At 67.0% G+C, this 23,122-nt stretch carries 25 protein-coding genes; 12 read left to right on the forward strand and 13 right to left on the reverse strand.

All coding sequences use genetic code 11. The features are described from left to right. Nucleotides 1-52: 52 nt before the first annotated feature. From ACFVDI_RS04775 to ACFVDI_RS04785, 3 genes are all read right to left on the reverse strand, one after another. Nucleotides 53-1,090 carry a hypothetical protein gene (locus ACFVDI_RS04775; protein ID WP_350719635.1) on the reverse strand — a complete coding sequence of 346 codons (1,038 nt, stop codon included), beginning with the start codon at nucleotides 1,088-1,090 and terminating at the stop codon, nucleotides 53-55. 74 nt (nucleotides 1,091-1,164) lie between these two features. Continuing rightward, a complete protein-coding gene (locus tag ACFVDI_RS04780) occupies nucleotides 1,165-1,389 on the reverse strand; it encodes a heavy-metal-associated domain-containing protein (RefSeq protein WP_141780831.1) in 225 nt (74 codons plus the stop codon). Nucleotides 1,390-1,441: 52 nt separating this feature from the next. Further along, a complete protein-coding gene (locus ACFVDI_RS04785) occupies nucleotides 1,442-1,747 on the reverse strand; it encodes a metal-sensitive transcriptional regulator (protein WP_211352433.1) in 306 nt (101 codons plus the stop codon). A gap of 154 nt (nucleotides 1,748-1,901) precedes the next feature. Between ACFVDI_RS04785 and ACFVDI_RS04790 the strand changes: the two genes are divergently transcribed. Next, nucleotides 1,902-2,207 carry a CDGSH iron-sulfur domain-containing protein gene (locus ACFVDI_RS04790; protein ID WP_141780833.1) on the forward strand — a complete coding sequence of 102 codons (306 nt, stop codon included), beginning with the start codon at nucleotides 1,902-1,904 and terminating at the stop codon, nucleotides 2,205-2,207. Between the two features lie 82 nt (nucleotides 2,208-2,289). On the opposite strand, the gene ACFVDI_RS04795 is transcribed toward ACFVDI_RS04790, so the two are convergent. From ACFVDI_RS04795 to ACFVDI_RS04810, 4 genes are all read right to left on the reverse strand, one after another. After that, a complete protein-coding gene (locus ACFVDI_RS04795; protein WP_350719637.1) occupies nucleotides 2,290-3,717 on the reverse strand; it encodes an MFS transporter in 1,428 nt (475 codons plus the stop codon). Then, the gene (gene sbnA / locus ACFVDI_RS04800) at nucleotides 3,714-4,880 is read right to left on the reverse strand and encodes a 2,3-diaminopropionate biosynthesis protein SbnA (RefSeq protein ID WP_378901158.1); all 1,167 of its coding nucleotides are present in this window, start codon (nucleotides 4,878-4,880) and stop codon (nucleotides 3,714-3,716) included. The genes ACFVDI_RS04795 and sbnA overlap by 4 nt, the downstream gene beginning before the upstream one ends. Next, entirely contained in the window at nucleotides 4,795-5,304 is a 510-nt protein-coding gene (locus tag ACFVDI_RS04805) for a hypothetical protein (RefSeq protein ID WP_350719639.1), read from the reverse strand. The genes sbnA and ACFVDI_RS04805 overlap by 86 nt, the downstream gene beginning before the upstream one ends. Before the next feature lie 328 nt (nucleotides 5,305-5,632). Further along, nucleotides 5,633-7,639 carry a copper resistance CopC family protein gene (locus ACFVDI_RS04810; protein WP_350719659.1) on the reverse strand — a complete coding sequence of 669 codons (2,007 nt, stop codon included), beginning with the start codon at nucleotides 7,637-7,639 and terminating at the stop codon, nucleotides 5,633-5,635. 264 nt (nucleotides 7,640-7,903) lie between these two features. Between ACFVDI_RS04810 and ACFVDI_RS04815 the strand changes: the two genes are divergently transcribed. From ACFVDI_RS04815 to ACFVDI_RS04825, 3 genes are all read left to right on the forward strand, one after another. Continuing rightward, nucleotides 7,904-9,010, forward strand: coding sequence for a sulfite exporter TauE/SafE family protein (locus ACFVDI_RS04815; RefSeq protein ID WP_350719641.1), 1,107 nt, complete (start codon nucleotides 7,904-7,906; stop codon nucleotides 9,008-9,010). Between the two features lie 16 nt (nucleotides 9,011-9,026). After that, nucleotides 9,027-9,302, forward strand: a complete 276-nt coding sequence (locus ACFVDI_RS04820) for a heavy-metal-associated domain-containing protein (RefSeq protein ID WP_141780840.1) — start codon at nucleotides 9,027-9,029, stop codon at nucleotides 9,300-9,302. Between the two features lie 109 nt (nucleotides 9,303-9,411). Further along, nucleotides 9,412-9,891: a DUF2752 domain-containing protein gene (locus tag ACFVDI_RS04825; RefSeq protein WP_141780841.1), complete on the forward strand. Its 480-nt coding sequence runs from the start codon at nucleotides 9,412-9,414 to the stop codon at nucleotides 9,889-9,891. A gap of 56 nt (nucleotides 9,892-9,947) precedes the next feature. Here the strand turns inward: ACFVDI_RS04825 and ACFVDI_RS04830 are convergent, their stop codons facing one another. Then, on the reverse strand, nucleotides 9,948-10,583 hold the full coding sequence (locus ACFVDI_RS04830) for a methyltransferase domain-containing protein (RefSeq protein ID WP_350719642.1): 636 nt from the start codon (nucleotides 10,581-10,583) through the stop codon (nucleotides 9,948-9,950). 413 nt (nucleotides 10,584-10,996) lie between these two features. After that, nucleotides 10,997-11,542, reverse strand: a complete 546-nt coding sequence (locus ACFVDI_RS04835) for a hypothetical protein (RefSeq protein ID WP_350719644.1) — start codon at nucleotides 11,540-11,542, stop codon at nucleotides 10,997-10,999. Nucleotides 11,543-11,823: 281 nt separating this feature from the next. Here ACFVDI_RS04835 and ACFVDI_RS04840 point away from each other — a divergent pair, with 281 nt between their 5' ends. The 5 genes from ACFVDI_RS04840 to ACFVDI_RS04860 all read left to right on the forward strand — a co-directional run bounded on the left by ACFVDI_RS04840 (nucleotide 11,824) and on the right by ACFVDI_RS04860 (nucleotide 15,773). After that, complete coding sequence (locus ACFVDI_RS04840) at nucleotides 11,824-12,246, forward strand: single-stranded DNA-binding protein (protein ID WP_350719645.1); 423 nt, start codon at nucleotides 11,824-11,826, stop codon at nucleotides 12,244-12,246. Between the two features lie 8 nt (nucleotides 12,247-12,254). Beyond that, nucleotides 12,255-12,806: a hypothetical protein gene (locus ACFVDI_RS04845; protein ID WP_350719647.1), complete on the forward strand. Its 552-nt coding sequence runs from the start codon at nucleotides 12,255-12,257 to the stop codon at nucleotides 12,804-12,806. Nucleotides 12,807-12,938: 132 nt separating this feature from the next. Then, a complete protein-coding gene (locus tag ACFVDI_RS04850) occupies nucleotides 12,939-13,265 on the forward strand; it encodes a hypothetical protein (RefSeq protein ID WP_350719649.1) in 327 nt (108 codons plus the stop codon). A gap of 311 nt (nucleotides 13,266-13,576) precedes the next feature. Continuing rightward, nucleotides 13,577-14,569, forward strand: a complete 993-nt coding sequence (locus ACFVDI_RS04855; protein WP_350719651.1) for a hypothetical protein — start codon at nucleotides 13,577-13,579, stop codon at nucleotides 14,567-14,569. A 373-nt stretch (nucleotides 14,570-14,942) separates the two neighbouring features. Further along, the gene (locus ACFVDI_RS04860) at nucleotides 14,943-15,773 is read left to right on the forward strand and encodes a hypothetical protein (RefSeq protein ID WP_350719653.1); all 831 of its coding nucleotides are present in this window, start codon (nucleotides 14,943-14,945) and stop codon (nucleotides 15,771-15,773) included. A 412-nt stretch (nucleotides 15,774-16,185) separates the two neighbouring features. Here the strand turns inward: ACFVDI_RS04860 and ACFVDI_RS04865 are convergent, their stop codons facing one another. From ACFVDI_RS04865 to ACFVDI_RS04875, 3 genes are all read right to left on the reverse strand, one after another. Next, entirely contained in the window at nucleotides 16,186-18,105 is a 1,920-nt protein-coding gene (locus tag ACFVDI_RS04865; protein WP_378901168.1) for a caspase family protein, read from the reverse strand. Next, entirely contained in the window at nucleotides 18,102-18,497 is a 396-nt protein-coding gene (locus tag ACFVDI_RS04870) for a hypothetical protein (RefSeq protein WP_350721220.1), read from the reverse strand. The genes ACFVDI_RS04865 and ACFVDI_RS04870 overlap by 4 nt, the downstream gene beginning before the upstream one ends. 140 nt (nucleotides 18,498-18,637) lie before the next feature. Continuing rightward, the gene (locus tag ACFVDI_RS04875; RefSeq protein ID WP_350721222.1) at nucleotides 18,638-19,240 is read right to left on the reverse strand and encodes an antibiotic biosynthesis monooxygenase; all 603 of its coding nucleotides are present in this window, start codon (nucleotides 19,238-19,240) and stop codon (nucleotides 18,638-18,640) included. A gap of 260 nt (nucleotides 19,241-19,500) precedes the next feature. Between ACFVDI_RS04875 and ACFVDI_RS04880 the strand changes: the two genes are divergently transcribed. From ACFVDI_RS04880 to ACFVDI_RS04890, 3 genes are all read left to right on the forward strand, one after another. Beyond that, the gene (locus ACFVDI_RS04880; protein ID WP_350721223.1) at nucleotides 19,501-19,896 is read left to right on the forward strand and encodes a hypothetical protein; all 396 of its coding nucleotides are present in this window, start codon (nucleotides 19,501-19,503) and stop codon (nucleotides 19,894-19,896) included. 227 nt (nucleotides 19,897-20,123) lie between these two features. Next, the gene (locus ACFVDI_RS04885) at nucleotides 20,124-20,630 is read left to right on the forward strand and encodes a hypothetical protein (RefSeq protein ID WP_350721225.1); all 507 of its coding nucleotides are present in this window, start codon (nucleotides 20,124-20,126) and stop codon (nucleotides 20,628-20,630) included. 262 nt (nucleotides 20,631-20,892) lie between these two features. Beyond that, on the forward strand, nucleotides 20,893-21,225 hold the full coding sequence (locus ACFVDI_RS04890) for a hypothetical protein (RefSeq protein WP_350721227.1): 333 nt from the start codon (nucleotides 20,893-20,895) through the stop codon (nucleotides 21,223-21,225). Between the two features lie 134 nt (nucleotides 21,226-21,359). Here ACFVDI_RS04890 and ACFVDI_RS04895 read toward each other — a convergent pair whose 3' ends face one another. Continuing rightward, nucleotides 21,360-23,093, reverse strand: a complete 1,734-nt coding sequence (locus tag ACFVDI_RS04895) for a helicase (RefSeq protein ID WP_378901174.1) — start codon at nucleotides 23,091-23,093, stop codon at nucleotides 21,360-21,362. Nucleotides 23,094-23,122 lie beyond the last annotated feature (29 nt).

Below are 23,122 nucleotides of genomic sequence, written 5' to 3' on the forward strand. Positions count from 1 at the left end.
GGTCTTTCCTTCCTCATCGGGTGCTTCTCGTTGCGTAGGTCTGTTCGTTGAGTCAGTGGCTGTGCTCGCCCTGGTCGCCTGAACCAGAACCGCTGGGCTGGGCGGCGGGCGCAATCGAACTGCCTTCGCGCGGCGCCGGGACAGGCTCGCCGGCCTGGGCGGTGAACTCGGCGGTGCGAACCACGCCGTCGTGCTGGAAGTCCAGGTAGAGGCGATACGGTCCGGCGGAGTGGGCGGTTGCGAAGAAGGTGATGTCCGGGCCGGGCTTGGTGGTGCCATCCCCGGGCTCACCGTCGGGGTGCACGTGCAGGTAGGCCAGGTCTCCCGAGCGCAGCGCCACCAGGTGCCCGTAGGCAGCGAGGTAGGGCTGCAGGTCAGTCACTGGCTGCCCGTCGCGGCTCACCGTCAGCGTCAGCTCCGAGGACTCACCAGGGACGAGTTGCCCCTTCAGCGTGACGGTGTAGCCGTCGACCTCCGCGGTCTGGCTGACCGGCGGCAGCGGCTCCGGCTCGTAGGCGCCCGCGACCGATACGTCGCCGCCCAGCGTCATGGTCTCGCCGTGTTCGGTGGCGCGGAAGTCGGCGAAGACCCGCCACGCTCCGGGTGTGAGATCGAGCTCGGTCGACCAGGTGCCCGCCTCATCACCTGACGTGGCCAGGGTGGGGTGTACGTGCTGGAACCCGCTCATGTCTCGCCGGACGGCGATGAAGTGGAGCTCCTTGTCGTGGGTGGGCTCGTAGTCGGTGACGGGCTGCTCGTCTGGTCCGGTCACCCGGAACTTCACTTGGGTTCGCCCTGCCGGCAGGATCGTCGAGTCCAGGTCCAGCGTGTATCCGTGCTCGGAGATCATCAGCCCGCCGGGCTGCTTGGCAGCAGCTCCGCCGTGGCCGGCGTGACCGCTGGCGCCACTGCCCGTGCTTTCGTGACCGGCCTCTTCGCGGCCTGCGTCGTGCTTCATGTCATCTCCTGAGTGGCTGGTGGTCTGCGCGGCTTGGCCGATGGGCCCGATGGCGTTGCCGACGCCGAATGAGGCGGCAAGGATGGCAGCGAGGGCGGCGATGAAGCCGCCGAGCTTGAGAGAGGTCTTCACAGGAGGCTCCTTAGTGGGACCAAGTCGGAATTGGCCGTTGAGGGCGATGCCGCGGAACGGGCACCGCGCTGTGGCTAGCTGGCGTCGGCGACTCGATAGCCGGCTTCATCGACGGCCGAGCGAATGCTGGCTTCATCGAGCGGCGCGTCGCTGGTCACGGTGAGTCGGCCGGTGGCGAGGTCGATGTCGACATCGGTCACGCCACTGACTTCGCTCACCTCTTCGGTGACCGAAGCGACGCAGTGGCTGCACGTCATGCCGACGACGGTGAAGTTGGTGGTGTGGACTCCGGTGGCCATGGTGGGTACTCCTTAGGGGTAGTGGTCTGGTTGTGCGGTCGAAGTCTGGGGATCAGGAGCGGACCAGGCGGCCGATGGCGTCGGAGGCCTCTTTGATCTTCTCGTCGGCTTCCGTCCCACCCGCGGCGGCGGCCCGCATGAGGCAGTGGCTGAGGTGCTCATCGAGCAGGGCGAGGGAGACAGACTGCAGTGCCTTCGTCGTCGCGGACACCTGCGTGAGGATGTCGATGCAGTACTTCTCTTCCTCGACCATCCTCTGCAGGCCGCGCACCTGGCCCTCGATGCGTCGCAGTCGCTTGAGGTAGTCGTCCTGTCGATGCATGTAGCCGTGCTCGTTCTGGTGCTCGTGGCTTTCCATGTTCATTCCTCTGCTGGGCCGATGCCGTCTTCGTTTGCCTCAACACCATACCCCGGTATGGTATGCCCGTCGCGGTGAAAGGAACCATACCCCCCTAAGGTACGGATGTCTACCGCGACAGACCGGACCAGCAACGCAGAAGGAGCACCCGCACATGACCGACAGCTCGGCACCGCAGCCCAGCAACCAGGCCAAGCCCACCACCATCAAGACAGTGGACAACGGGCCACTCCAGATCAAGGGCCCAGCGCAGCTCGTCGACCACGACGGCAACAGTTTCAGCACGAGCAGAACGATCTTCTTGTGCCGCTGTGGCGAATCCAGCAACAAGCCGTTCTGCGACGGCACCCACGCCAAGATCGGCTTTGCTGCCAGCCAGCGCGCGACCCCAGCGCAGGATGACCAATCTGTCCAGTCCGAGGGCCTTCGGGCCGGTAGCGAGGAGACAGCCGCCAGCTGACGGCACATCGGCCTCTGGCCCGACGGGACGGTTCGCGTCGGGCCAGAGGAAGTGTTCCGCGAGAAGTGGTTCTGCCCCAGGACTACACTCGTCGGTCGACTCTCGGTCGGGGCTCGCGGGGCCGTGCGGATACTCCATGTGGTGGCAAGGCCGGGGCCCGCCCCGGACCTTCACCGCGTATCCGCCGTCCCGCCCTGCTTCCATTGCGGTGCCGCGATCGACGAGGGGCTGCGTGTCGACCGACCGGCCGGGTACGGCGGCGCCTCGAGGCGAACGGTGTCGCCGCCGCTTGGGCGGCGTCACTGCTGGATCCGTGGGCGGCTGCGATGACCGGGGCCAAGACGAGCAGAGCCGCGGCGGTCACGCAGATCCCTGTGATCAGCACGCCGAGGGACGGGCTGAGCAGCGCCATCGCGCTCCCGGCCGAGAGCGGGCCGAGGAACTGCCCACCGAGCAGGAAGCTGTTGGCGGCACCGACGTACCCGGCGCGTTCGTGGGGGCCGGCCTTCTGGGAGGCGTACAACATCAGTGACTGTGCCAGTGCCGCGAAGCAGAATCCCTGGATGAATCGCAGCGGTACCAGCGCCGGTAGCCAGCCCACCATTGCCTGGACGAGCACGGTCGCGGCCGTGACACCACTCGCGATGACCAACGTCTGCAACGGGTGACCGGTTCTGTCGTTGACTCGGCCCCACCACAGTGAGCCGACCAGGGTTCCGGCCCACATCACCGCATGTAGCCCGCCCACCCACGGTCCGACCTGCTGCGGATCGGGTACCAGCTCGGTGAGGAAGGCGGCATAGATCGGGATCAGACCGTAGACGCCGAAGAATGCGAGGAATCCCCCGGCCAACGGGATCCAGCCGATCCGCGCGCACACGGACACGAGAGCGGCGCGCGCAGGTTCGGTCCCGTTGGGTGGTCGTCTTGGATCGTGGGGGTTCCGCAGGCGGATCGTGCAGACACACCCGAGCAGCAGGGCCGCGAGGGCGATCCCGATCAGGAGCGGTCTGAGATCACCGGTGGCCACCAGGGTGCCGCCGGCGACCGGGCCGGCCAGGGCGCCGGCGGCGGTGGCGCTGTAGGAGCGTCCCAGTGCGCGACCCCGGCTGCCCTCGGAAGCAGCCGACCCCACGTACGCCGCCGCGGCCTCGACCACACCGCCCAACGTGCCTTGCACGATCCGGGCGGCCAGCAACGCCAGCGGGCTGCCGGCGGCGGCCATCAGAGCCATCGCCAGACACAGGCCCGCCAGGGCGCGGACCACCATCCACTTGGGACCGATACGGTCACCCAGCCGACCCCACAGTGGCGTGGTGATCGCCAGCGGGAGGGCGGGGGCCGCGATCGCAGCCCCCGCCCAGACCCCGACGGTGGCGTCGGAGGCGCCGAGTGAAGCCATGTACAGCGGCATGATCGGCACCAGCGCCATCAGCCCGGCGGTGTTGACGAACTGGGATACCCACAGCAGCCCCATGTCCGTCCGCCGCAGGGTCAAGTGCTCAGTCATGCCCGAGTCGAGGCATCCAGTCGCTGATCAGATGCGCCGCCAACGGTGGAGACCATCTCGAGCCACTGGTCGTCATAGACCAGGTCGAGGTAGCGCTCCCCCCGGTCCGGCAGCACCGTCAGGATGCGGCTGCCGGGCGGTGTGGTCGGCAGGAACTGCGTGATGGCTGCGACCACCGCACCCGAGGAACCGCCACCGAGGACACCCTCAGTGGCAACCAGGTGCCGGCAACCCAGGGCAGCTCGGGCATCGTCGATGTGGACCACGTGGTCGATCTCCGTGCGGCTGAGCAGCTCCGGGACCCGGCTGGCGCCGTACCCGGGGATCTCACGCGGACCCGCTGGGGAACCGAAGATGACCGACCCGACCGCATCGACAGCCACCACCTGCATCGCGGGATAGCGCTCGCGAAGGCGTCGAGCCAGCCCCAGGATCGAACCCGTGGTCGACACGGCCGCCACTAGATAGTCCACCGGGGTCTGGATCGCCTCGAGGACCTCGCGGCCGGTCGTCTCGTAGTAGGCGCGCCAGTTGAGATCGTTGGCGTACTGGTTCACCCAGACACTGTCCGAACTGGCATCAGCCAGCTCCTGTGCCCGCCGAACCCGAGTGTGCAGATAGCCGCCGCTCTCGTCGCGCTCGGTCACCAGCTCCACATCCGCGCCGACGGTCTGGAGGAGCCGAAGGTTGGTCGAGGTGGTCTTGGGGTCGACCACGGCGGTGAAGTCCAACCCATGAAGCCTGGCCATCGTTGCCAGCGCGACCCCGAGGTTCCCGGAGGTGCTCTCCACCAGCCGCATCCCGGGCCGCAGTTCACCTGAGGCCAGTCCAGATTCGATGATGAAGCGGGCCGGCCTGTCCTTCATGCTCCCCGCGGGGTTGAGCATCTCGAGCTTGGCGATCACCTCCCGATCCGGGTCTGGGAAGCAACGTCCCAGACGCAGCAAGGGAGTGTTGCCGACGCACGTGGTGAGGGAGTTGTGGATGTTTTCGGGCATGCCAAAGTTCCTTCGTTCATGAAGTCGAAAGTGCTTGAAGAGGGGCAGGAGGGCGTCGTCAAGAAACGACACCGGGCTCCTACACCCGCTGCACGCCGAGTTCGCGAACGAGATGCGGGGTCCATCGCGGCAGATCAGCAGGCCGCTGCGATTCGATGAGACCACCCTGGCGCGGAACTACCCACAGGCACCCCAGCGCCGGAATCAACTCCGAAGCAGCCACCCCAAGACGCGACTGAGTGATCTCGCCACACTCCACCTCGCCATGGGGGTGCTCGACCTTGATGACGTCGAGCTCACCAGCGGGGCCGCCGTCGCCGACCGACGGCTGATCAGAGGACCGGTCGTGATCATGCTCGACCGACCCACGATCAACCCCATCTACATGGGCGACCGACAGCGCTGCGGACTCGTCCACAGACCCCGCGACGTCATGACCGGCATCGCCGTGATGCCCGCTGTGCATGCTCAGCAGGTGCACCGCAAACACCATGGCAGCAACCAAAGCCACCACCACGCGCGGCCGACCCCCAGAGAACGGGAAGGAACGGAAACGGGAGGCGAACGCCGAGTCAGCCCGCGAGCCCATACGCCTCCTTGCGTCATCATCCTTGATGGTCCGGCGCAGCCAAACTAACAGTCGACCCTGAAGAAACCCTGACACCACGACGTGACATTCCGCACTATCCGCAGGCGACTCTTATCTGTCAGTTCTCGTCGCGTCTCATCCATTTGCTTCGTGAGGTGGTTCTCTCGTGCCTCGGCCTCGTACGTACTCCAGCGATCGATCTCATGTCGGCACCACCGTTGCCTGCACCATCGTCGAAGGCGTGATCGCGGCCATCGCCAGGATCCTCGCCGAGACGATCCGAAACAGAGCAGGCTGCGCGACTCAAGGCCGCACCGACTCAGGAGACTCAGGAACGGTGCTCATGGTCGGGGTAGACGAGGGTACGCGTTACGAGGTGGTTGGGCGCGGCGAGCACTTCGCGGATGATGCGGTCGTGGTGGTCGAGCGTGAGACGGACGTACGTCGCCTCGCCCGGGTATCCGAGGGCGATGGTGCGCTCGCCGTCCGCACGGTCGAGCAGGACCACGATTGGTGCCCTGCCGGAGCCGTAGGGGCCGACACCGACGTACTCATCGCCGGCCATCGGGAGTCCGGTGAGGTCGCCGAGTCCGCTCCTGGTGTCGCTGGTGACCTGTTCGTAGACGACGAGTTGTCGTTCGGCGCCGGTGGCCTTGACCGCGGCCTGGAGGAGTTCGGGCCGCTGCGCGGGGAGCCACGGAATGACGACGGCCGCGCTGCCGCCCGCGAACCGCTCAGCGTCGGCCTCAAGAGTGATGGTGCTGTGCCCAGGGGCCCAGTCGACAGCGGCGACGAAGCACGCGGCCCCGCAGTGGCGGAACCGCAGCTGATGTTCGGTGGCATCCGGGGCGGCGAGGTTGCCGACGAGGCTGTAGTCCTCGGCGGCCGCTGGGTCGAGGCCGCCGGTCGTATCGGGTGTCGAGAGACGGATCACGAGCTGGCCTTGGCTGGCAGTGGCACCGATACCGATCCACCCGGCGCGGTCGCCGACGGCGACGACAGGTCCGACGGCGGGCGGCGGGAATGGCAGGGGCAGGTCCTTTGGGGCCGGTGGCGCGAGCGCAGTGAGCGCGGCGGAGGTGACCAGGACGCAGGCCAGGACCACGGCTTCGATGCGTACCGCCGCCAAAGGTTGGCTCCTGCGGCGGGCCATGTGCCAGCGGGCATACACCGCGAGGGCGAGGGCGAGCGCGACGAGGACGAGCTTGGCGATCAGCCAGCGGCCGTAGGTGGTGCCTGGGATCACCGAGGGCACTTCACCAAGAGGGATCACCACGAGCGCGGAGAGAGTACCCGCGGTGACGACTACGACCGCCAGCCACAGTGCAATCCGGGCGTAGGCGACGATGATGGCAAGAGTGGCCTGCCCCGCGCGGCGTCGAGCGAAAGCGATGCGGACGACGTGGATGAGGGCGCCTACCCAGATCACGGCCGCGATCAGGTGGACCGTGACCACTGCCGCGCCCCACCCGGGGAGCATCGCGTCCGGGTGTGCGCGGAGGCCCTCCAGTACGGCCACCCCGACCGTGAACGCGACAGTGGGCACGACGACGGGCGGGGCAGTGCGTGCCGTTCGACGGGCTACCAGCAGGAGGAGACTGGTGATGCTCAGCAGGAGCAGTTCGAGTGCGGCGAGCCGTCCAGGCCCGGAAGCGAGCATGGACGACACCGACGGGTCGAGGACTCCCTGGACGAGGGATCCGCCGCCAGCCTGAGTGAGAGCGAGGCCGAGGGCACCGAGCGCAGAGATGAGCGCCCCCTGCACGAGCCAAGGGCGCGGCGTCGGGACGCCGACCGCGGTACGGCGTAGGAGCCCGTCCCCCACGACACCGCCAAGGAACAGCGCGAGGCCGGCGAAGAGCAGCCATCTGAGTGCGGTGATGAGTCCGGCAGCGCGAGTGCCAGTCGTGACCGCGGCCTGGCCGAGGCCGACCCCCGAGCCGACGGCGAATCGGAACTCGCCGGTCATGGTGTCGCCATCCTTGGCAGTGACCAACCACTCGACTACGTACTCGCCCGTGTCGAGATCGGTACCCACCGGCGCCGTCACGGTCTGCCCCTGATGCCCGGAAGTCACCTGTCCGAGCGGCACCGTCGCCCCATCAGGTCCGGTCACGGTCAGGGTCGATCTCGTCAGGACCACGGGCTGATCGAAGACGAGCTGGACCTCCGGCGGGGAGTCGGGAACTGCACCATCGACTCTCGGCGTGGTGAACAGGAGCGTCGCGTGTGCATGCGCCGGCGTCGCGAAGACGATTGCCGCAACGAGGACGAGCAGCAGGCTCGCCAGGGCCCGCCGCCCAGCCCCATGGCGAGGCCGGGTCAGGGGGCGCACAGCAAGGGTCGGGATGTGACACAGCCGAAGGCCGTTGCTGGCGGTGGCGGCCCCAGGAACGACGACGGGATCGTCGCTTGTTGGATCCTGCAAGAGAACGTCCTAAGCGTGAGCGCGCGCTTGCTGGGCCCTGGCCCCGACACGCAACCTCCGATTATCTACTATCTGCGATAGTAACCGCCTCCTAGGCCACGCACCTCGATGCCCTACCACCGTGATCGGAGTCTTCTTGAGCACCACCTTGACGAGCAATCTGCGGGCGGAGTGGATCTGGTGAACCTCTGGGCTGTACTTCTTACCGGCCTCCTCGCTGGCGGCGTCTCGTGCGCCGCCGTCCAAGGCGGCCTCCTCGCCGGGCTCGTCACGCGACAGCAGCGCGCCGAGGCGGCAGCGACGCCCAAGAAGGGCCGGACCCCGCAGGACGGGCCGGGCGCTACCGCGACGGCGATCTCGCAGCCAGCCGGCTCCTGGCGCGGACAGCTTGGCGATGACCTTGCTCCGGTGGCCGGATTCCTGGCCGGAAAGCTGGTATCGCACACTCTTTTCGGGGCCCTGCTCGGTGCCCTCGGCTCGGCCATCGAGCTCTCCGCTCACCTGCGCGCAACCGTCCAGATCCTGGCCGGGCTGCTCATCGTCGCCTTCGGCCTCGCCCAGCTCGGCGTGCCTGGGTTCAAGGGCTTCACCCTGTCTCCCCCGGACTCGTGGGTACGCCTCGTCCGCATCCGCGCCCGCTCCACCAGCGCCTTTGCCCCGGCCATCCTCGGCTTCGCCGCCATCCTCATCCCTTGCGGCGTCACCATCTCAGTGATGGCTATCGCCATGACGACTGGCTCGGCCTGGCAAGGCGCCACCACGATGTCCGTGTTCGTCATCGGCACCGCTCCCCTGTTCACCCTCATCGGGTACGCCGCCAACAAAGCCGCCACCTCTTGGAAAGGTCGACTGGCGACTGCGACCGGCCTCGTGGTCTTCGCTGCCGGGTTGTACACGTTCAACGGAGGGCTGACCCTGATGGGCTCCCCGTTGGCGGCCCAGAACCTCACCCGCGCCGTCGGCATCGGCCAGGCCGCCGCTCCGGACGCCTCGACGGTCACAGTGACCGAAGGCATTCAGACGGGCGTCATCACGGTCACTGCCGGCCGTTACAGCCCCGCGAACTTGGCTCTGAAGTCCGGCTTCCCAACCACCCTGATCTTCCGGTCGCAAGATGCCTTCGGCTGTGTGGCCGCGCTCGAGGTCCCCTCCGTTGGCGTGCAGGCGGTGCTGCCAGCAACCGGCGACACCCCGATCGACCTTGGCGTCATCAAGGCCGGCCAAATCGACTACTCATGCTCGATGGGCATGTACTCCGGCACCATCACCGTCACCTGAGACAGAGGAGAGACCCGTGGCGACCACCACTCACACCTGGCGCGTGTCCGGAATGCACTGCACCAGCTGCAGCATCCTCATCGACGAAGCCGTCGAAGAGCTCGACGGCGTGACGTCCTCGACGACCTCGCTGAAGAAGAAGCTCACCACCGTCACCCTTGACCCGGCTGTGTGCGAGCCCGACCGAGTCGTCGACGCCATTCGCGACGCCGGATACGAGGCCACCCCTGCAACCGAACACGACCTCACGCCGACGCGGCGATCATGGTTCCGACGGCGCGCCACGTCATGATAACCCCGACGAATGGCCGCTCGCGGACGAGCCTGTGGCCGGTCCACGCCTTCAGCGCCTTCTTGCTCGTTGGGTTCGCGCTTGCAGCGCTCGGCGCACGGACCTGCATATGAACACCCCGACCACGCATCGCCTCGCGGTCCGACTGACTATCGAGCCACGCGATCCGTATCGCTGGGTCACCCTCGGCGCGACCGGACTCGTCACCCTCGCCGTAGCGATGGCCGTCTTCGGCCTACCGCCGATCGATCTGCACCCGCCGACTCACTGGTTCGGAATCATGGACCCACTCTGCGGCGGCACCCGCGCGGCCCGCTACACAGTACTCGGCCAGTGGGCAGCAGCCTGGAACTACAACCCGCTCGGGATCCTCGCCGTGCTGGCCGTGAGTGCTCTCCTGCTCCGCGGCGCCGTCGGCCTCGTGACCTGCCGCTGGCCGACACTCCGGGTGACCTGGTCACCCCGCGCTCGCCAGATCATGATCGCGGTGGCGGTCATCCTGGTTGTCCTGCTCGAGGTCAGACAGCAAGGTCGAGCAGAACTCCTGATGGACGACACCTTCACCTTCGTCGACTATCCCCTCTTCTGACGCCAGACCCACCTCCCTCGCGGCTTCACCTGGCGAGGGGTCCGGCGGTGCGATGGTCAGCGTGTGCAGACCAGGAGGCTGTACGTAGATCCATCGCGGTCAACCTCGAGCCGCTCGACGACGAATCCTGCCTCTCGGAGTTTGCCGATGACATCGTTGATCGGGCGCAGCGTGAAATTGTGCTTGGCGAACGGTTGAGCGGCCATCCAGTCCGGATCAGCAACGCCAAGAACGCCGCGGCCATCTGGAGCAAGGACCCGTGCCAGCTCAGCGAACGCGGGTTCCAGGTCAGCGATGAAGTAGATCGTGTTGAGGCTGATCCAGCCACCGAGAGTCGCATCGGCGATCGGAAGCGACGACATCGCCGCCTCATGCAGGACGAGTTGTCCCGACCGCAGTTCATTCGTGAAAGTCCGGCGTGCACGCGCGAGCATGTCGGTCGACGGTTCGATCCCCTGCACACGTCCGTTCGGGACCGCCGCAAGAAGCAGCTCAAGCCCAACGCCGCCGCCAAAGCCGATGTCGGCCACCATCTCGTTTCCTCCGAGTTTGAGGGCATTGACGGCGGACTCGGTTGCGGTGCGATTGCCCTTGTTGAGGAGGCGTGCGACCACGGCACCGAGTGGTCCTGCCGGGCCGCCGAGCTGGCGGCTGAGCATCCGAAGCGCAACGTCGGGAACGGGGATCTTCACGCCGCCACCATTGCACGGCCCGCCAAGCAAACCTTCGTCGGAGCAGCGACCAAGCAGACGAGCAACGAGCGCGCCCGCGTTCCCAGTGAGAGGTGGCGGGCCACATCTCCGACATTCGGTGCGGCGCCTCAATCCGTGACTGATCCGTGCGTATCGCTACGAAGACAGTTTCCGGCCTCAGGGATCAACGGAGCGGGAACGATGCCTCGACAGCCCGCAGCAGCACGAAGACCGTTCGTCGCCGAACCCGACCAGGCCGGCGTTCAAGATCTGTCGATATTCCAATCAGATCCGCCGCGGTCCTGATCCCGAGTCGCGTGATGCTCGGCCGGGCTGGATACGGCACCGACCTGTTACCGAGTCCAGAGCGCCAGGTAAAGGTCCAGGCCTTGCGGACTCTGCGCCGTTGACCGCTATCGGGCGAGCTTTGCCGCAGCCGCGGTGACCACGGGGTCGAAGACGGCGTGGTCGCAGGTGCTGTCGTCATCTCCACCCGTGAGTTTCATGACGATCAGGGCATGGCCGGCGTCGACGTACGCAAGCCGTGTTGAGCCGGAGCGACCGTCGCTCGCGGCCCATGTCTGCACGATCTGTACGCCTCGCACGCCGCCGCTGAGGCTGCAGCTACGCAGATGCGACTCGACTGTGATGCCGTCAGCAGCCACCAGGACGTCCGAACACTCGTGAGTCTGCCGCACGAGACGCGCGACGAGGTGACTAGCGTCGAGCTGACGGTCGGCGACGATCTCCTGCTTCAGCGTCATGTCACCACCGAATGACTGCCATGTCCCCTCGACGGCGACATCGGCATCGGCCCAGCGCGAGGCCTCTTCCAGCACCTGGCCTGTGGCCTCGCCGCACTCGGACTCCAGGCCCCCTGAGTCATAGATCGAGCTGTCGCTACGGGCAGGTGCCTCCGTCGTACGCCATTCGCCGGGAAGGTCGCTCTCCACGAGCATCGCGCTCCTTGCGCCAGCCACGGTGAAAGTTGCGCCGTCTTCGCCTGTTGCCAGTGGAGACGCGCAGGCAGACGTCGCGGCCGCGACGAGGGCGGCGCTGCTGAGACCACGTCGGAGATACATCGGCTGGCTCCATGGATCGCTGGGCGTTCCGCCGGTGCGGCGGATTCCTCAGCCAGGTGTCCCACTCACGTCGCCCACGGGCCGCCGGGCAGGTATGCGCACCTCATCGCCGAGAGCTGCCACGACCGCAGTGGCCGCGAGCACCGCAGGAGGACGTCATGACGATCCCGACCCAGATGAGCCTGCATGGGTTCATCGCCACCGTTCCGAATCTGACCTTCGGCGATACCGGCATCGCCCGGTTCTTCGCCCGCGTCGGCGTCGAGCACTACCGCAAGGAGGCCGACGGGAACTTCACCAAGCTCGATCCGACCTTCCACAACATGGCGATGTTCGGGACGAAGGCCGAGAAGGCATACAACCAGTTCCAGGTCGGTGACCAGATCATCGCCTCGGGGTACGTCAACGAGTACCAGGTCGAACGCAACGGCGCCGTCGAGCAGCGCGAGGAGTTCATCGCCCGTCAGATCGGACACGATGCGCACCGCACCCGCTACACCGTCGCCCGCGGACCATCACCCACACCACCAACGCCTCCGCCAGCCACCCAGATGCCAGCCCCGAGTCTGCACGCGATCTGAGCGGCGCCATGTCTGATACCCCCGACGCCCCCGTTGAGCCCGACCCCGAGCCCTGGCACCCGCCTGAGGACGACGCCGACGAACTCCCCACCGACCGCACTAATCTCGAGATCCCTGAACCCGCACGTCCGATCGACTGGAACAGCCTCACCGCCGAGGAGGCGGAGGCGGAGTGGCGCGATCTCGACGAGTGGGTCGACTGGCTGCGTCGCACCTACGGGCTGCCGGCGACGATCGTCCCTCCCCTGTGGCACCGCCACGACGAGCTTGTGTGGGAGCTCTCCGCGCTCCAGACCCACTGGCGTGAGTGCTACGACCCGAACTCCTCAGGCTCCGCGCCGCTGCAGTGGCATCACGACTTCACCGAGGCCCGCGCGCGGCTGCGTGAGTGGGTCTCCACCTGCGGCACGCGCATCGACCGCGACCGTCCAACGCGCCAGACGCCCTGGCCAGGTGAGGCGGACGCAGGCACCACCGCCGAGAACCCGATCCCGAACCGCCGCGCTGACTTCGAACAGTTTCTGGCCGAAGACGCGGCCGCTCGCAAGAGCACGAACTGAAACGTACGCCGCTCCATTACGGCCCACGCCCGGACCGGCTTCTCCACAGGCCACCAGGTTGTGCGCCGTCAAGAGCGCACCGTCGCTCAGCCTGCACCTTTCTCAGCACCCACTCCGCGAACGGAGACCGTCATGCTGCTCGCACACGCCGTCACCCTTGCCGAAGCACGCTCCTACCTCGCCGCGCTCGCCGACAACGCCCGCACCGTCGAGGGCTCCATCGCCTACGAACGCGTACTTCTCCAACTCGACCTGGTCCACGGCGACCAGTCCCCGGCACACGAAGAGATTCTCCCCGGCCTGCTGCCCGCCAATCAGCTTTACGTCCTCGCGGTCAAGACCATCGAAGACCTCGTACGCCACGGAGTCGACGCCCTCCAGATCGAACTCGTCCTCGCAGCTCTCCTCGAGGCCCGCGAGACAGACACCACGGTGAACGGCAGCACCGGGCGGTCGTGATGTACGGCGAGAACGGCGGTGAACTCCGCAACGCACTCGTCACCTTGCTCGGCCAGTACCGAGTCAACTACCGCCTGCTCCTCGAGATCAGCCGAACGCACCCGCCACATGGCGCCACGTCCCGACAGATCGAGTTCACCAAGCAGATCCTCCGTTACCGGCGGACCATACTGACGTGGTGTCAACAAGCACTCGAGCAGGCCAACCCGAACCCGAAAGCCGAGCGCAGCCCGGAACTCTATGAGCCACCGGACTGGCTGTGCAGAGCACTGACCCGATTGCGGCACCGCAATCCTGGACCGCTGCCATCCTTGAGCGAGCTCGCCTCTCCTCAAGAAATCGGCATTCTCGAAAACTGGCGCCGAGCGGCCAAGGCAGCAGCCCTTGCCGAGCACGACCTCGCCGGCGGCCTCGGCGGCGGAATCCTCCCCCACCGCGAGTGGGTCACCCTCGTCGGCGACATCGCCGACATCACCAAAGCCCTGCGCGTCCTCGACCACCGCTACCGCAACCTCCCGGGATGGGAGCGCCTCAAGGGCGTACGCGGCCTCGACCAGCACATCGACGACTGCGCAACCCACAGCCAGGCGCGCTACGGCATCCCCGACTACAACATCGACTGGCGCGGGTGGCACCCACCGCAGCCGGAGATCTCCCCGGACGCAGGCACGATCACCCATGTCCTCGCCGCCGAGCACCGCCTCCTCAGCTCCCTCAAGACCGTCCCCTCGATGGCCAACCTTCGGCACCTGCTCGATTCCCAGCGCGAACTCTCCAACCTCGCCGCCCTCCGCGCCCGAGACATCGCACCCGAACAGGCGGCACAGTTCCGCAGACGCGAGCAGAACCTTGCCAAGGTGTCGAAAGCTGCCCGAACCGCCGGCGGCCTGGCCGGCACCGGCGCCAGCGCCACTCAGCACAGCGCCGACGCCACACGTCTACTCATCACCATCCCCGCCGGCGCGATGATCGATGTCGATGCGTTCCGCAACCTCGACAAGCTCTTCCGCCACGTCGACAACGCCCTGCACCGGGCCATCGAGCACGGCTTCAACACCCGCATCTACCTCGTCCGCAACACCCTCCCCCGCATCGACCCCGCAGACGGCCTCCAGCCCCACCAGGCACGCCAGATCTTCGAGCCACTCCAGCGCGAAGGACGTACGCCCCTCATAGCCGTCGCACGTCGCTCCCTGCGCGCCGACCCAGTAAGGATGGCGCCGCCAGGGTATGCCGCGATCTCCCGTGCTGACCTCCGCAGCGCAGTCAACCATCGACGCAGGACCGGCGGGGCAACCTTTTAGCATCCGCCCGATTGCTCCAGCTCGAGGGTCGATGGTCCCTCGTAGTTCCCACTTTCACCAACCGTCAATTGCTGGTCTGGTGCGCCGTGGCGGTCTCCTGCGCGGCGTCGTGCAGCCACCTGACGCGGTCAATGACCCAAACTTGACCATCGCGATAGCGATCGATTCCATCGAGATCCTCAGCCGAATCCCTGCTCACGCCGGCCTCAGTGCAGGAGTTCGCCGAGCAACGTCGCGAACGCCGATCACGCCAGCCCAAGCTCCTCCGGCCCATACGCGGCGAAATGACGCGAGTGGTCGGCGAGAACACCTAAGCCGGACCGATGTCTCTTGGGGCTCGTAGGCATCGCGGACGTATGGAAGTCTGGACCCCGTGGAGGTGAACGAGTCGCCGACGGTATGGGACCGGTTGCGTGAGTACGCCGCAACGCAGTCAGGACCCTTCACGTCTCAGGAGGCGCTCTCGTGGTTTCGACGACATGCACCGTCGCAAGCCAAAGACCGAACCGTGCGTACACACCTCCGTGGAGCCTGCTGGAACACAGACGACCGTTCCTGGTTCGCTAAGAAGGAGCCATTCCTCACCCGTATCGATCGCGGACTCTTTCGGCTAGCCACGCTTGACGAAATCGAGAGCTGGCGCGCCGGGGGCGCCGCGGACACGGCGAGCAGGCAGCAACTGAGGATCGACGACGCTGCCAGTTCGGTCGAATCCGGTGCCTCTACATTGGGCCCCGCTTCGTCCGAAGCGGAACTCATGGAGACGACGCAGGCGGAAGGTGAATGGTACGCCGAAGCCAACGTCCAGGCCGTGTTGGTGACCGCGCTCGCGATCGACGGCTGGCGCATCCTCTCCGTTGCCAACCCGGCCACCAAGGAGCACGGCATCGACGTGATTGCTGCCCGGGACGGACAGACGGTCGGCATCGAGGTCAAGGGATTCCCGAGCCGCGCGTACGCGGATCCAGCGCGCGCACTCGAGCCGAAACGAACGCACCCCAGTACTCAAGCTGGGCATTGGTATTCGCAAGCCGTCCTTGCGGCAATGCGACTTCGCGGGAAGGAGCCCAGTTGGCGCAGCGTGATAGCCCTTCCCGACTTTCCACGCTACCGGGACTTGCACTCAGAGACTGTTGGCTCACTGGCGGCGGCAGGCATAGAGGTGTGGTGGGTTGACCAGGCAGGCGCGCTTCAACGCCCTTGAGTCCGCCTCGCGGCGAAACGACGCGGCGAGGTTGACCGCGGAGGTCGCCTTCATGGATCTCGCGCTGCCGGGATGGGAAGCGGCGGCTGTCGGCGCCGCGCCTGAACGAGACTATCGGTACGCACGCCTAGAGTTCGTCAGGTGATTACACAATGAGCAAGGACGCCGCAATGCGGGCGATGCGCGAGGCCCGGTATCGCGAAAGGCAAGATGCGTCGACCGACGACTCGACGCCAACCAGATCGGCGGTTCGACCTGCGAAGGCCCAGGCCGCCAGGACGGCTTCTCCGCCGTCGCCCGCCGAGGCGCTGTGTGGCCACCGTTCGATGAATGGACGCACCTGCACACGCGAGCAGGGCCACGCGGCAAAGAGCCACCGCTACTCCTAGCTGTATCCGGGAGTCAGTCGGGGTCAGGTGGTGCCAGACCCCGCGCCGCCCCGTGTCAGCGACTGCTGGATCTGCCATGCAGCGAAGGCGGTCAGCAGGCCCCCGGCAATGCCGACCCACCCGGCGGAACGTACCTCGCCTTCCTCGCCGATCGCCACCCAGGCCGCTATGACGACCCCGACGTAGTGGACTGCGGTGAGGGCACCGGCAGACATGAGGACGGCGGTTGCGAACCGACGCCGGGAGGAAAGAGACAGCATGCCGAAGGCCAGGCATCCGACCACTGCCGCCGGCTCGAAGATGAACTCGGCGCTTGCGCCTTCCTCGACCTCGGTCCAGTACGAGCTGAAGCCGTCGTAGGGGATGAACAGCGCGAGGGTGGCCAGTCCAGCGCCCGCCATGGCCGATACAACCCAGACGGGCTCGACCGGACCAAGGTCGCGATCCCTCGGCGACACGCTCAAGCACGCCCGGCCTGCCACGACAGCCCCCACTCCGCCGCACACGACAAGAAGACCCAGAACAACACCGATGGCGCCGATGTCCTCGAGGGAGAACTTCACCAGTCCGATGCCGGCGGCGCCCATGAGGATCCCGACCACGATGAACAGTCCTGCTGCGTCGGCTGTAGCCAGCTGCTCACGGCGGAGCTGGCCTGCAGCGAAGAGGAGAGCAAGGGCGGCAAGCCCTGCCTCGAACGGCGTGACGACCGCGAACGAGTTCCACGACGTCGGGGCCTCGGCCAGCATCGGCAACGGAATCGCGGCCAGGAGCGCCACGGCAGCTATTGACGCGGCGGCCGGCACCCACGCGGGCGGCTGGGGCTCGGTAGCTGCCACCGGCCGCGGCCTGTGCTCGGGCTCGCGCGCGACAGCGGCTTCGGCTTCGGCCGCCGGTGCGGGTGTATCTGGTGGGGGCGGCACGACTGTCGGCTGCTCCGGGGCGGCCGGTGGGGCCGGTGACGGTTGGGGCGAGGCCTCGGCGGGCGTACGAGCTCGGTCGGCCGACCCTCGCACGACACGCTGTGTGTCGTGCTCAGCCATGTCGTCCAGCGCCATGCGGGCCGCGGCGGCGCGTGCGGAGTCCGCGTCGTCCAGCAACGCCGCCAGCTCCTCCACTGCACCGAGACGCACATTGGTGAACGGACTCGAGACGGCGCCACGCAAGTCGGCCAACAGGTCCACCGGTTCAGGCGGGCGGTTGCTGCGGGCGATGTGGAAGTCCCCCTGCACGTCGAAGACCCACTTGCCCGGAGTCTGCGACGGCGTGACGGTCCGCACTCGGTCGAAGGCGAAGTCGTACAACTCATCGACCGACACATAACCGTCACGATCCCGGTCCGCCTCGCCGGTGGCCAGACCCTCCACCAGAGCCGAGGTGAACACCGACGGCTTGCCCTGGCCGGCAAGTTGGTCGCCCTCAAATGAGTACTCCATCGCGCTCGAAGCCGTCAGCACAATCCGCCCGTGGCCATCGAAACGCTCCATGATGTCCATGCGCTCATCGCCGCGATTCATCATCCCGCGCGCGAATGCGCCGCTGTAACAGCAGTCCAGGAACAGCACGATGCGCCGGGATCGACTCTTCGTCATCTGCCTGTTCACGTAGTCGGCGGGCAGGGACGTGGCGTCCAGGTGGTCGATCTCGGTGTCCGGCGTAGCGAAGTAGAGCCTCCCGTCCTCATCCTTCACCCCGTGGCACGAAAGATGCAGCAGGAGGAGATCGTCCGGCCCGCGGTCATCGAAGAAGCTCGAGACCTTGCGCCGGACCACATGCTCCGGCTCGTTGAGTGACACCTCGACCTCAAAGCCCCCGATCTCGGCGTTCCGGAGCACGCCTGCCAGTTGCTCGGCGTCGGTGGCGGGCGCGCGAAGCCTGCTCAACCGCTGGTCGTCGTACGTATCGTTCGCCACCACCAGCGCGCTGCGCCGACCCGAGGTCATGGCACCGGTGCGGAAGTAGGTGGATCCGGCTTCCCTGACCCGTGCAGGGATGCGACGAACTCATCGATGAGTCGATCCTGCTGCTCCCGCGACGCCGAGTCGATCTTGAGTGTCTGGTCGCCGATAGTGAGCTCGACCGCGTTGGCCCCGCGAGTAGAGGACATCCACCCCCGTATCACCCCCGCGATGGCGGTCACGGCGACCAGTGACTCCCGGAACGCAACGAGCAGAACCCCGATCTCCGTGACGTCGATGCCACGGGTGCCAGCAGGCGCCTCGCCCGCGCTCGCGCGTTCGACATCATCGACGCCGAGGTCCAGCAACTCCCGCCGCAAGACCGAGCTGAGCTCATCGAGACGCTCCACATCAGGATCGTGGATCGTGATGGTCATCTGGCGACTCATCCGCGGCTCCTCGCTTCATCAAAACTCCCCCTACGGTCAGTGTCCTCCCAGACCCGGGGCTCGTCAGCGGATTCACCGACACGGTCGCCGAGCCCGGCCAGGGCAGGCTCGGCGAAGAGACGTGGACGTCAGGCCATCTCAGGGACATGCAGGTGCGCGTACGCGAGGTCGAACTCGTGCACGTCGACGATCTCGCCGCCAGCGTCGCTCGCGGCCCGGCTGCGCATGTTGTCGGCCGCCGAGCGGCTGGCTTCCATCGCGGCGCGGGACTCCCAGGCTGTGGTGGCGCAACCCAGGCCGGACGACCGGTTCATCAGCAGGCTGGCGCTGCAGAATCCATCGGTCTCCTCGAGCTCGGGAAGGATCCCTACCCGGAAGGTCTCGGCCATGGCGTCGAGGTCACCCTGCAGCCAGCTGACTCGGGCACACTCGCCGTGATGGCTACGGTGCATGACGACGATCTCCCACTCGTCGACCTGCATGGAGCCGCCGAGGATGTCCTTCCCTCGATCGCGCAGCGGGCGAAGCTGCTCATCGCTGGCGCGCATGGCCGCCTCGTCTTCCCACGAACTTGTTGCGATGCACTGCCCGGTCTCGCGGTCGACCAGCATCGAGAGGCCGCGACAGCCCTCGATGCTGTCGAGCATGGGCCCGACCTCGTCCTTGACGAATGCGATGCCCGCGTCGATGTTGCCGGGGTTTCCGTGGAACGTACTGGAACGTGCGTACACGGCCCGCTCCTTTCTAGAACAGGGCAGTGCCCGACCGGCACCGCCGGTAGTTCCCTGTCTACTCCTCTGGGTACGGCGACGCCATCGCCAACCTTTGGGGTTCTCGGGCCTCGTCGGGCCGGGTCCGACATTTGTCTGTGCTGGACGGAGATCTCCTCGGATGTCCGCTCGCGACGGTAGGGCGCTATCGCACTGAAACCGGCGCAATGACGCATCTGGCGCGGCGGTGTGGCCGGTCTCGCTCGATGTACCGTTCCAGGATGAACAACCCGGAGGAGGGCGCTGCTCGCACTCGGCCGTACGTCGTGGTGCACGTGGCCGTGTCAGTTGATGGATCCACTGCGGGCTTCGAACCTGACGTGGGTCGCTTCTATGAACTGGCCGCAGTGTGGCGCGAGGATGTCACCCTGGCAGGGGCAGACACAATCCTCGCTCAGGAGTTGGCGCTCGCCGACATGGAGTTGCCCGGCCCAGCGCCCGCCGGGCCGATCTTGGCGGTCGTCGACGGCCGCGGCCGTGTCGGCGCTTGGAAGTCGCTGCGCGACGCGGGTCATTGGTCGAAAGTGGTCGCGGTTCACTGGTGTGGTTGCGCTATGGCATCGCGGCCGATGCTCCGTAGGCCTCGTCCTTCATTGGCAGAATGGCTGCACCGCTGAGCGCGCGATCCGCTGAACGTACTGGTCACGCTGTCAATGAGTTCTGTGAAGATCGCACTTCAACCCCTCGCTGGAATTGGCCCTGCAATCAGGGCCACTGGAATGGGCATCTTGACCGGACTACGGAGGACCTCCGACCGGACTGCGGATGACCTCCGACTCCTGCCTTCCCGACCGAGATGAGGTGCTCTGAAGTAAGAGCCGAATCGATCGCGACGGAGGACGATATGACGACAAAGGCTTCCACCGGAAACGAGCACGTCAGTGTCGACGCGATTGACGTCGATGACCTGAACATTGCCATCACGCTTCAGAACCTTGAGGAGTGCTTGCGCAGCGTCACGCACTGGACCGACGAGTTGCCTCGGTACGCGAGTCGCGAGCAGGGTAAGGCGGACAGATTCGCGATTACAGCAGGAGTCCTGGCAGCAGTTACCGGTGCTTCGATCTATCCTGTCGCGCAGAGTGACGGTCCAGCCTGGCTGAGCCTCGTACTGGCACTCCCGGCACTTGTCGCAGCCATCTGTGCCGTATTCCCGAATGTGCGCAACTACTCAGAGATGGCTGGACGGGCTCGGGAACTTACCACCTCGTACGGCCCGTTGAAGGGGGTCTTCATGGACGCGGTCGAGGGTTACCCGACCCTGAGTCAAGACGAAGCGCACAAGTTGATGAAGAAGTTCCATCAGGTCAAGGGGAAGAAGGACCAGCTGCAACGTGTGCCAACCAGGTGATTATGCAAAGACCGGGCAAATAGCGGCGGTGTGACGCATCCTGGTGCCGCCCTGTACGCAACTGGATGTGGCGCTTGTGCAGTCTGAGCTGCAGCGCATGCGCGACGAGCCGGGCTTGCGTGGCGCGATCGAGGAAGCCGAATCGGACATCTCGATCTTCATCTACTGACGCGCTCGTCGCGGCGGCATGACGCGGGACCCTTTCTGTCAGCCGGGGTTGCACGCCAGATCAAAGTTCGATGCGTAATGGCAAGATGACTACATGGCATCGGACTCCCGGATGGTGGCATTGGGTTTCGGAAAGTTCGCGCGCGCCGACCGTATCTTCGCCCTGGAGCGCATCACCGGGGAGGAACGCGGCGATGGCCGCCGCACTCGAGTCTGGATCGACGGGGTCACCGACCCCTTGATCGCGTCCAGGACCGAGATCACAATCCTTCGCGATATGGGCCAGGAGTCCGCGGTCGCCGCACCCGAGCTCGACGAGGCAATGGACCTTGCCGCGCGTCTGGCGGCCGCGGCTGAGGAGGGTCGGGTGGATCTGAGCGATCTGGGTCGTCGTGCGCGACGCCTCCTCGCCACGACGACGCCATAGGAAGGGAGACCTCGACAGCCCGCCCCTTCGGTGAGTGACCCATCGCGGCGATGTAGCGCGCTCGCGGCGGAATGCCGCGCCACCTCTGCATGGGTTTCTCCACGGTGCCGGTGTGCCTTGCATGAGACGAGAGGTCAGGCGCCGTCCTCGGTCAGGGTGGTGGAGGGAAGCCAGTCGGCGCCGAGGAGCTGGGCGAGGGCAGTGAGGCCGGTGATGTCGCTTCCCACCGTGGCAGAGGCCGCAGCGATCCGCTCGACCATCAACCTGCCGACCTGCTCCTCGACGGTGCCCTCGGCGTACGCGATGTGCCACGGCGAGAGCTGGTGGTCGCGGTGGGTGCGGCCGGTCACCTGCCGTCCTGCGATACCCGAGAAGCGGGCCTGGTGGAAGACGCCGACCCGCGGCTCGCTGCTAGCCCGGCGACCGTCGGCGAGGATTTCGCCGGCGTGCAGGCTGATCGAGGCGACCGTGGTGAAGACGCAGGCCTTCGCCTGCCCGGTCTGGAACCGGAGCCGCTCGGCCTCTGCATCGAACCGGTCGCGGCCGTAGATCGTGGCGACCTCGAGGCCGGAGTCACGCAGCCGGTCGACGATCGGGTCGGCGGCGGTCGCGACGAACTCGACCGAGCACGCCACCTGTCGCTCGGCCTCGACCTGCTGGACGATCCAGGCGACCGTGGAGTCGACGCGTATCAGCCCGGCCTTCTGCCGGAAGCGCAGCAGCGCTGCCCGCCCTTTCGCGACATTGCGGCCACGCCGGGCGATGTCCATCTCGCGGCAGAACTCTCCCCATTCGGCCTCGTACGCCGTCCGCTCCGACGGCGTGAGTGCCACCGGCATGCCGGAGATCGGCACCGGCCCCCACGGCGCCGCGCGGTGCAGCATCGCGGGCGGCCGCTCGTCCTCGAGCCAGCCGCGTACCAGCTTGAGGTCCGCGGCGCGCCGCGCCGGGTCGGCGGTCCACGTTGCGCCGTAGCGTCCGCGCTCGACCCCGACGCCGTTGCGCTCGAGCGCGGTGGCGAACGTGGCGCCGGGCTGGGTCGCCGAGGTCCACTCCTGCATCGGCTCGCCGAGGACCTGCGCATAGGCCGGGGCGAGATATGGCAGGTCGAGCGGTGTGTGTCCGGGCGTCGCGGTCGTCGCGATGACGAAGGGTGCCTTGTCGTGCGGCCGCCCGTGGCCCGAGATCCGCGCCCAGAGCTTCCACCGCTTCGTCGTCGTACGTCGCAGCGCGTGGGCCTCGTCCGCGATGATCACGTCCCACGCGTGATCCTTGACCTTCTCCAGGCGGTCCCATGTGATCACGACCCACTCGAGACCGCCGTCGCCCAGCGCCGTGATCGTGCGGCACCAGTGGCCGATCGTGATCGCGGCGGGACGGTCGGCGACGACCAGCACCCGTCGCGCACCGCGGAGGTCGCCCACCGCTGTCGCCCCGAGGACCGCGGAGATCGTCTTGCCCACGCCGGGCTCATCGGCCAGCAGGAACTGCCGCCCGCCCGCCGCGGCGCGCGCCGCGATGGCGTCAGCAGCCTCGTACTGGATCCGTCGCGGCTCGAGGGCGTCGGTCGCCTCGAGGCTCTGCGTCGGAAGGTCGGGATTGAGGGTGCGCTCGATGAACCGACCGAGCGTGTGCGGACCCGGAGCGTAGGGCGCGAGGTGCGCCGGCACAGCGTGCCCGACGTACAGGTGGGTCTTGACTCCCGGGTGCCACGTGGCGCCCTCGACCTGGGTGCCGTAGGGGACGTCGAGCACCCACAGCCGCTCGCCCGGGCCGACGGCCGGCAACGGCCGCTTCGGATGTCGCGTCCCGCTCCGGCGCGGACGCCCGCCGCGGCGACGAGCACTGGATCGGCGAGGACTGGGCACACCCAGACGCTATCCTCCAGGCGAGCCGA

Source organism: Nocardioides sp. NPDC057767 (genome assembly GCF_042798275.1).
In the GTDB taxonomy this organism is placed as follows: domain Bacteria; phylum Actinomycetota; class Actinomycetes; order Propionibacteriales; family Nocardioidaceae; genus Nocardioides.

What these genes read in the sequence shown, in the direction of transcription:
- ACFVDI_RS04780 (WP_141780831.1), bottom strand. Translation starts at nt 1,389, where the DNA reads ATGGCCACCGGAGTCCACACCACCAACTTCACCGTCGTCGGCATGACG.
- ACFVDI_RS04785 (WP_211352433.1), bottom strand. Translation starts at nt 1,747, where the DNA reads ATGGAAAGCCACGAGCACCAGAACGAGCACGGCTACATGCATCGACAG.
- ACFVDI_RS04790 (WP_141780833.1), top strand. Translation starts at nt 1,902, where the DNA reads ATGACCGACAGCTCGGCACCGCAGCCCAGCAACCAGGCCAAGCCCACC.
- ACFVDI_RS04795 (WP_350719637.1), bottom strand. Translation starts at nt 3,717, where the DNA reads ATGACTGAGCACTTGACCCTGCGGCGGACGGACATGGGGCTGCTGTGG.
- ACFVDI_RS04805 (WP_350719639.1), bottom strand. Translation starts at nt 5,304, where the DNA reads ATGGGCTCGCGGGCTGACTCGGCGTTCGCCTCCCGTTTCCGTTCCTTC.
- ACFVDI_RS04825 (WP_141780841.1), top strand. Translation starts at nt 9,412, where the DNA reads ATGAACACCCCGACCACGCATCGCCTCGCGGTCCGACTGACTATCGAG.
- ACFVDI_RS04835 (WP_350719644.1), bottom strand. Translation starts at nt 11,542, where the DNA reads ATGCTCGTGGAGAGCGACCTTCCCGGCGAATGGCGTACGACGGAGGCA.
- ACFVDI_RS04840 (WP_350719645.1), top strand. Translation starts at nt 11,824, where the DNA reads ATGACGATCCCGACCCAGATGAGCCTGCATGGGTTCATCGCCACCGTT.
- ACFVDI_RS04845 (WP_350719647.1), top strand. Translation starts at nt 12,255, where the DNA reads ATGTCTGATACCCCCGACGCCCCCGTTGAGCCCGACCCCGAGCCCTGG.
- ACFVDI_RS04850 (WP_350719649.1), top strand. Translation starts at nt 12,939, where the DNA reads ATGCTGCTCGCACACGCCGTCACCCTTGCCGAAGCACGCTCCTACCTC.
- ACFVDI_RS04865 (WP_378901168.1), bottom strand. Translation starts at nt 18,105, where the DNA reads ATGACCTCGGGTCGGCGCAGCGCGCTGGTGGTGGCGAACGATACGTAC.
- ACFVDI_RS04870 (WP_350721220.1), bottom strand. Translation starts at nt 18,497, where the DNA reads ATGACCATCACGATCCACGATCCTGATGTGGAGCGTCTCGATGAGCTC.
- ACFVDI_RS04880 (WP_350721223.1), top strand. Translation starts at nt 19,501, where the DNA reads ATGAACAACCCGGAGGAGGGCGCTGCTCGCACTCGGCCGTACGTCGTG.
- ACFVDI_RS04885 (WP_350721225.1), top strand. Translation starts at nt 20,124, where the DNA reads ATGACGACAAAGGCTTCCACCGGAAACGAGCACGTCAGTGTCGACGCG.
- ACFVDI_RS04890 (WP_350721227.1), top strand. Translation starts at nt 20,893, where the DNA reads ATGGCATCGGACTCCCGGATGGTGGCATTGGGTTTCGGAAAGTTCGCG.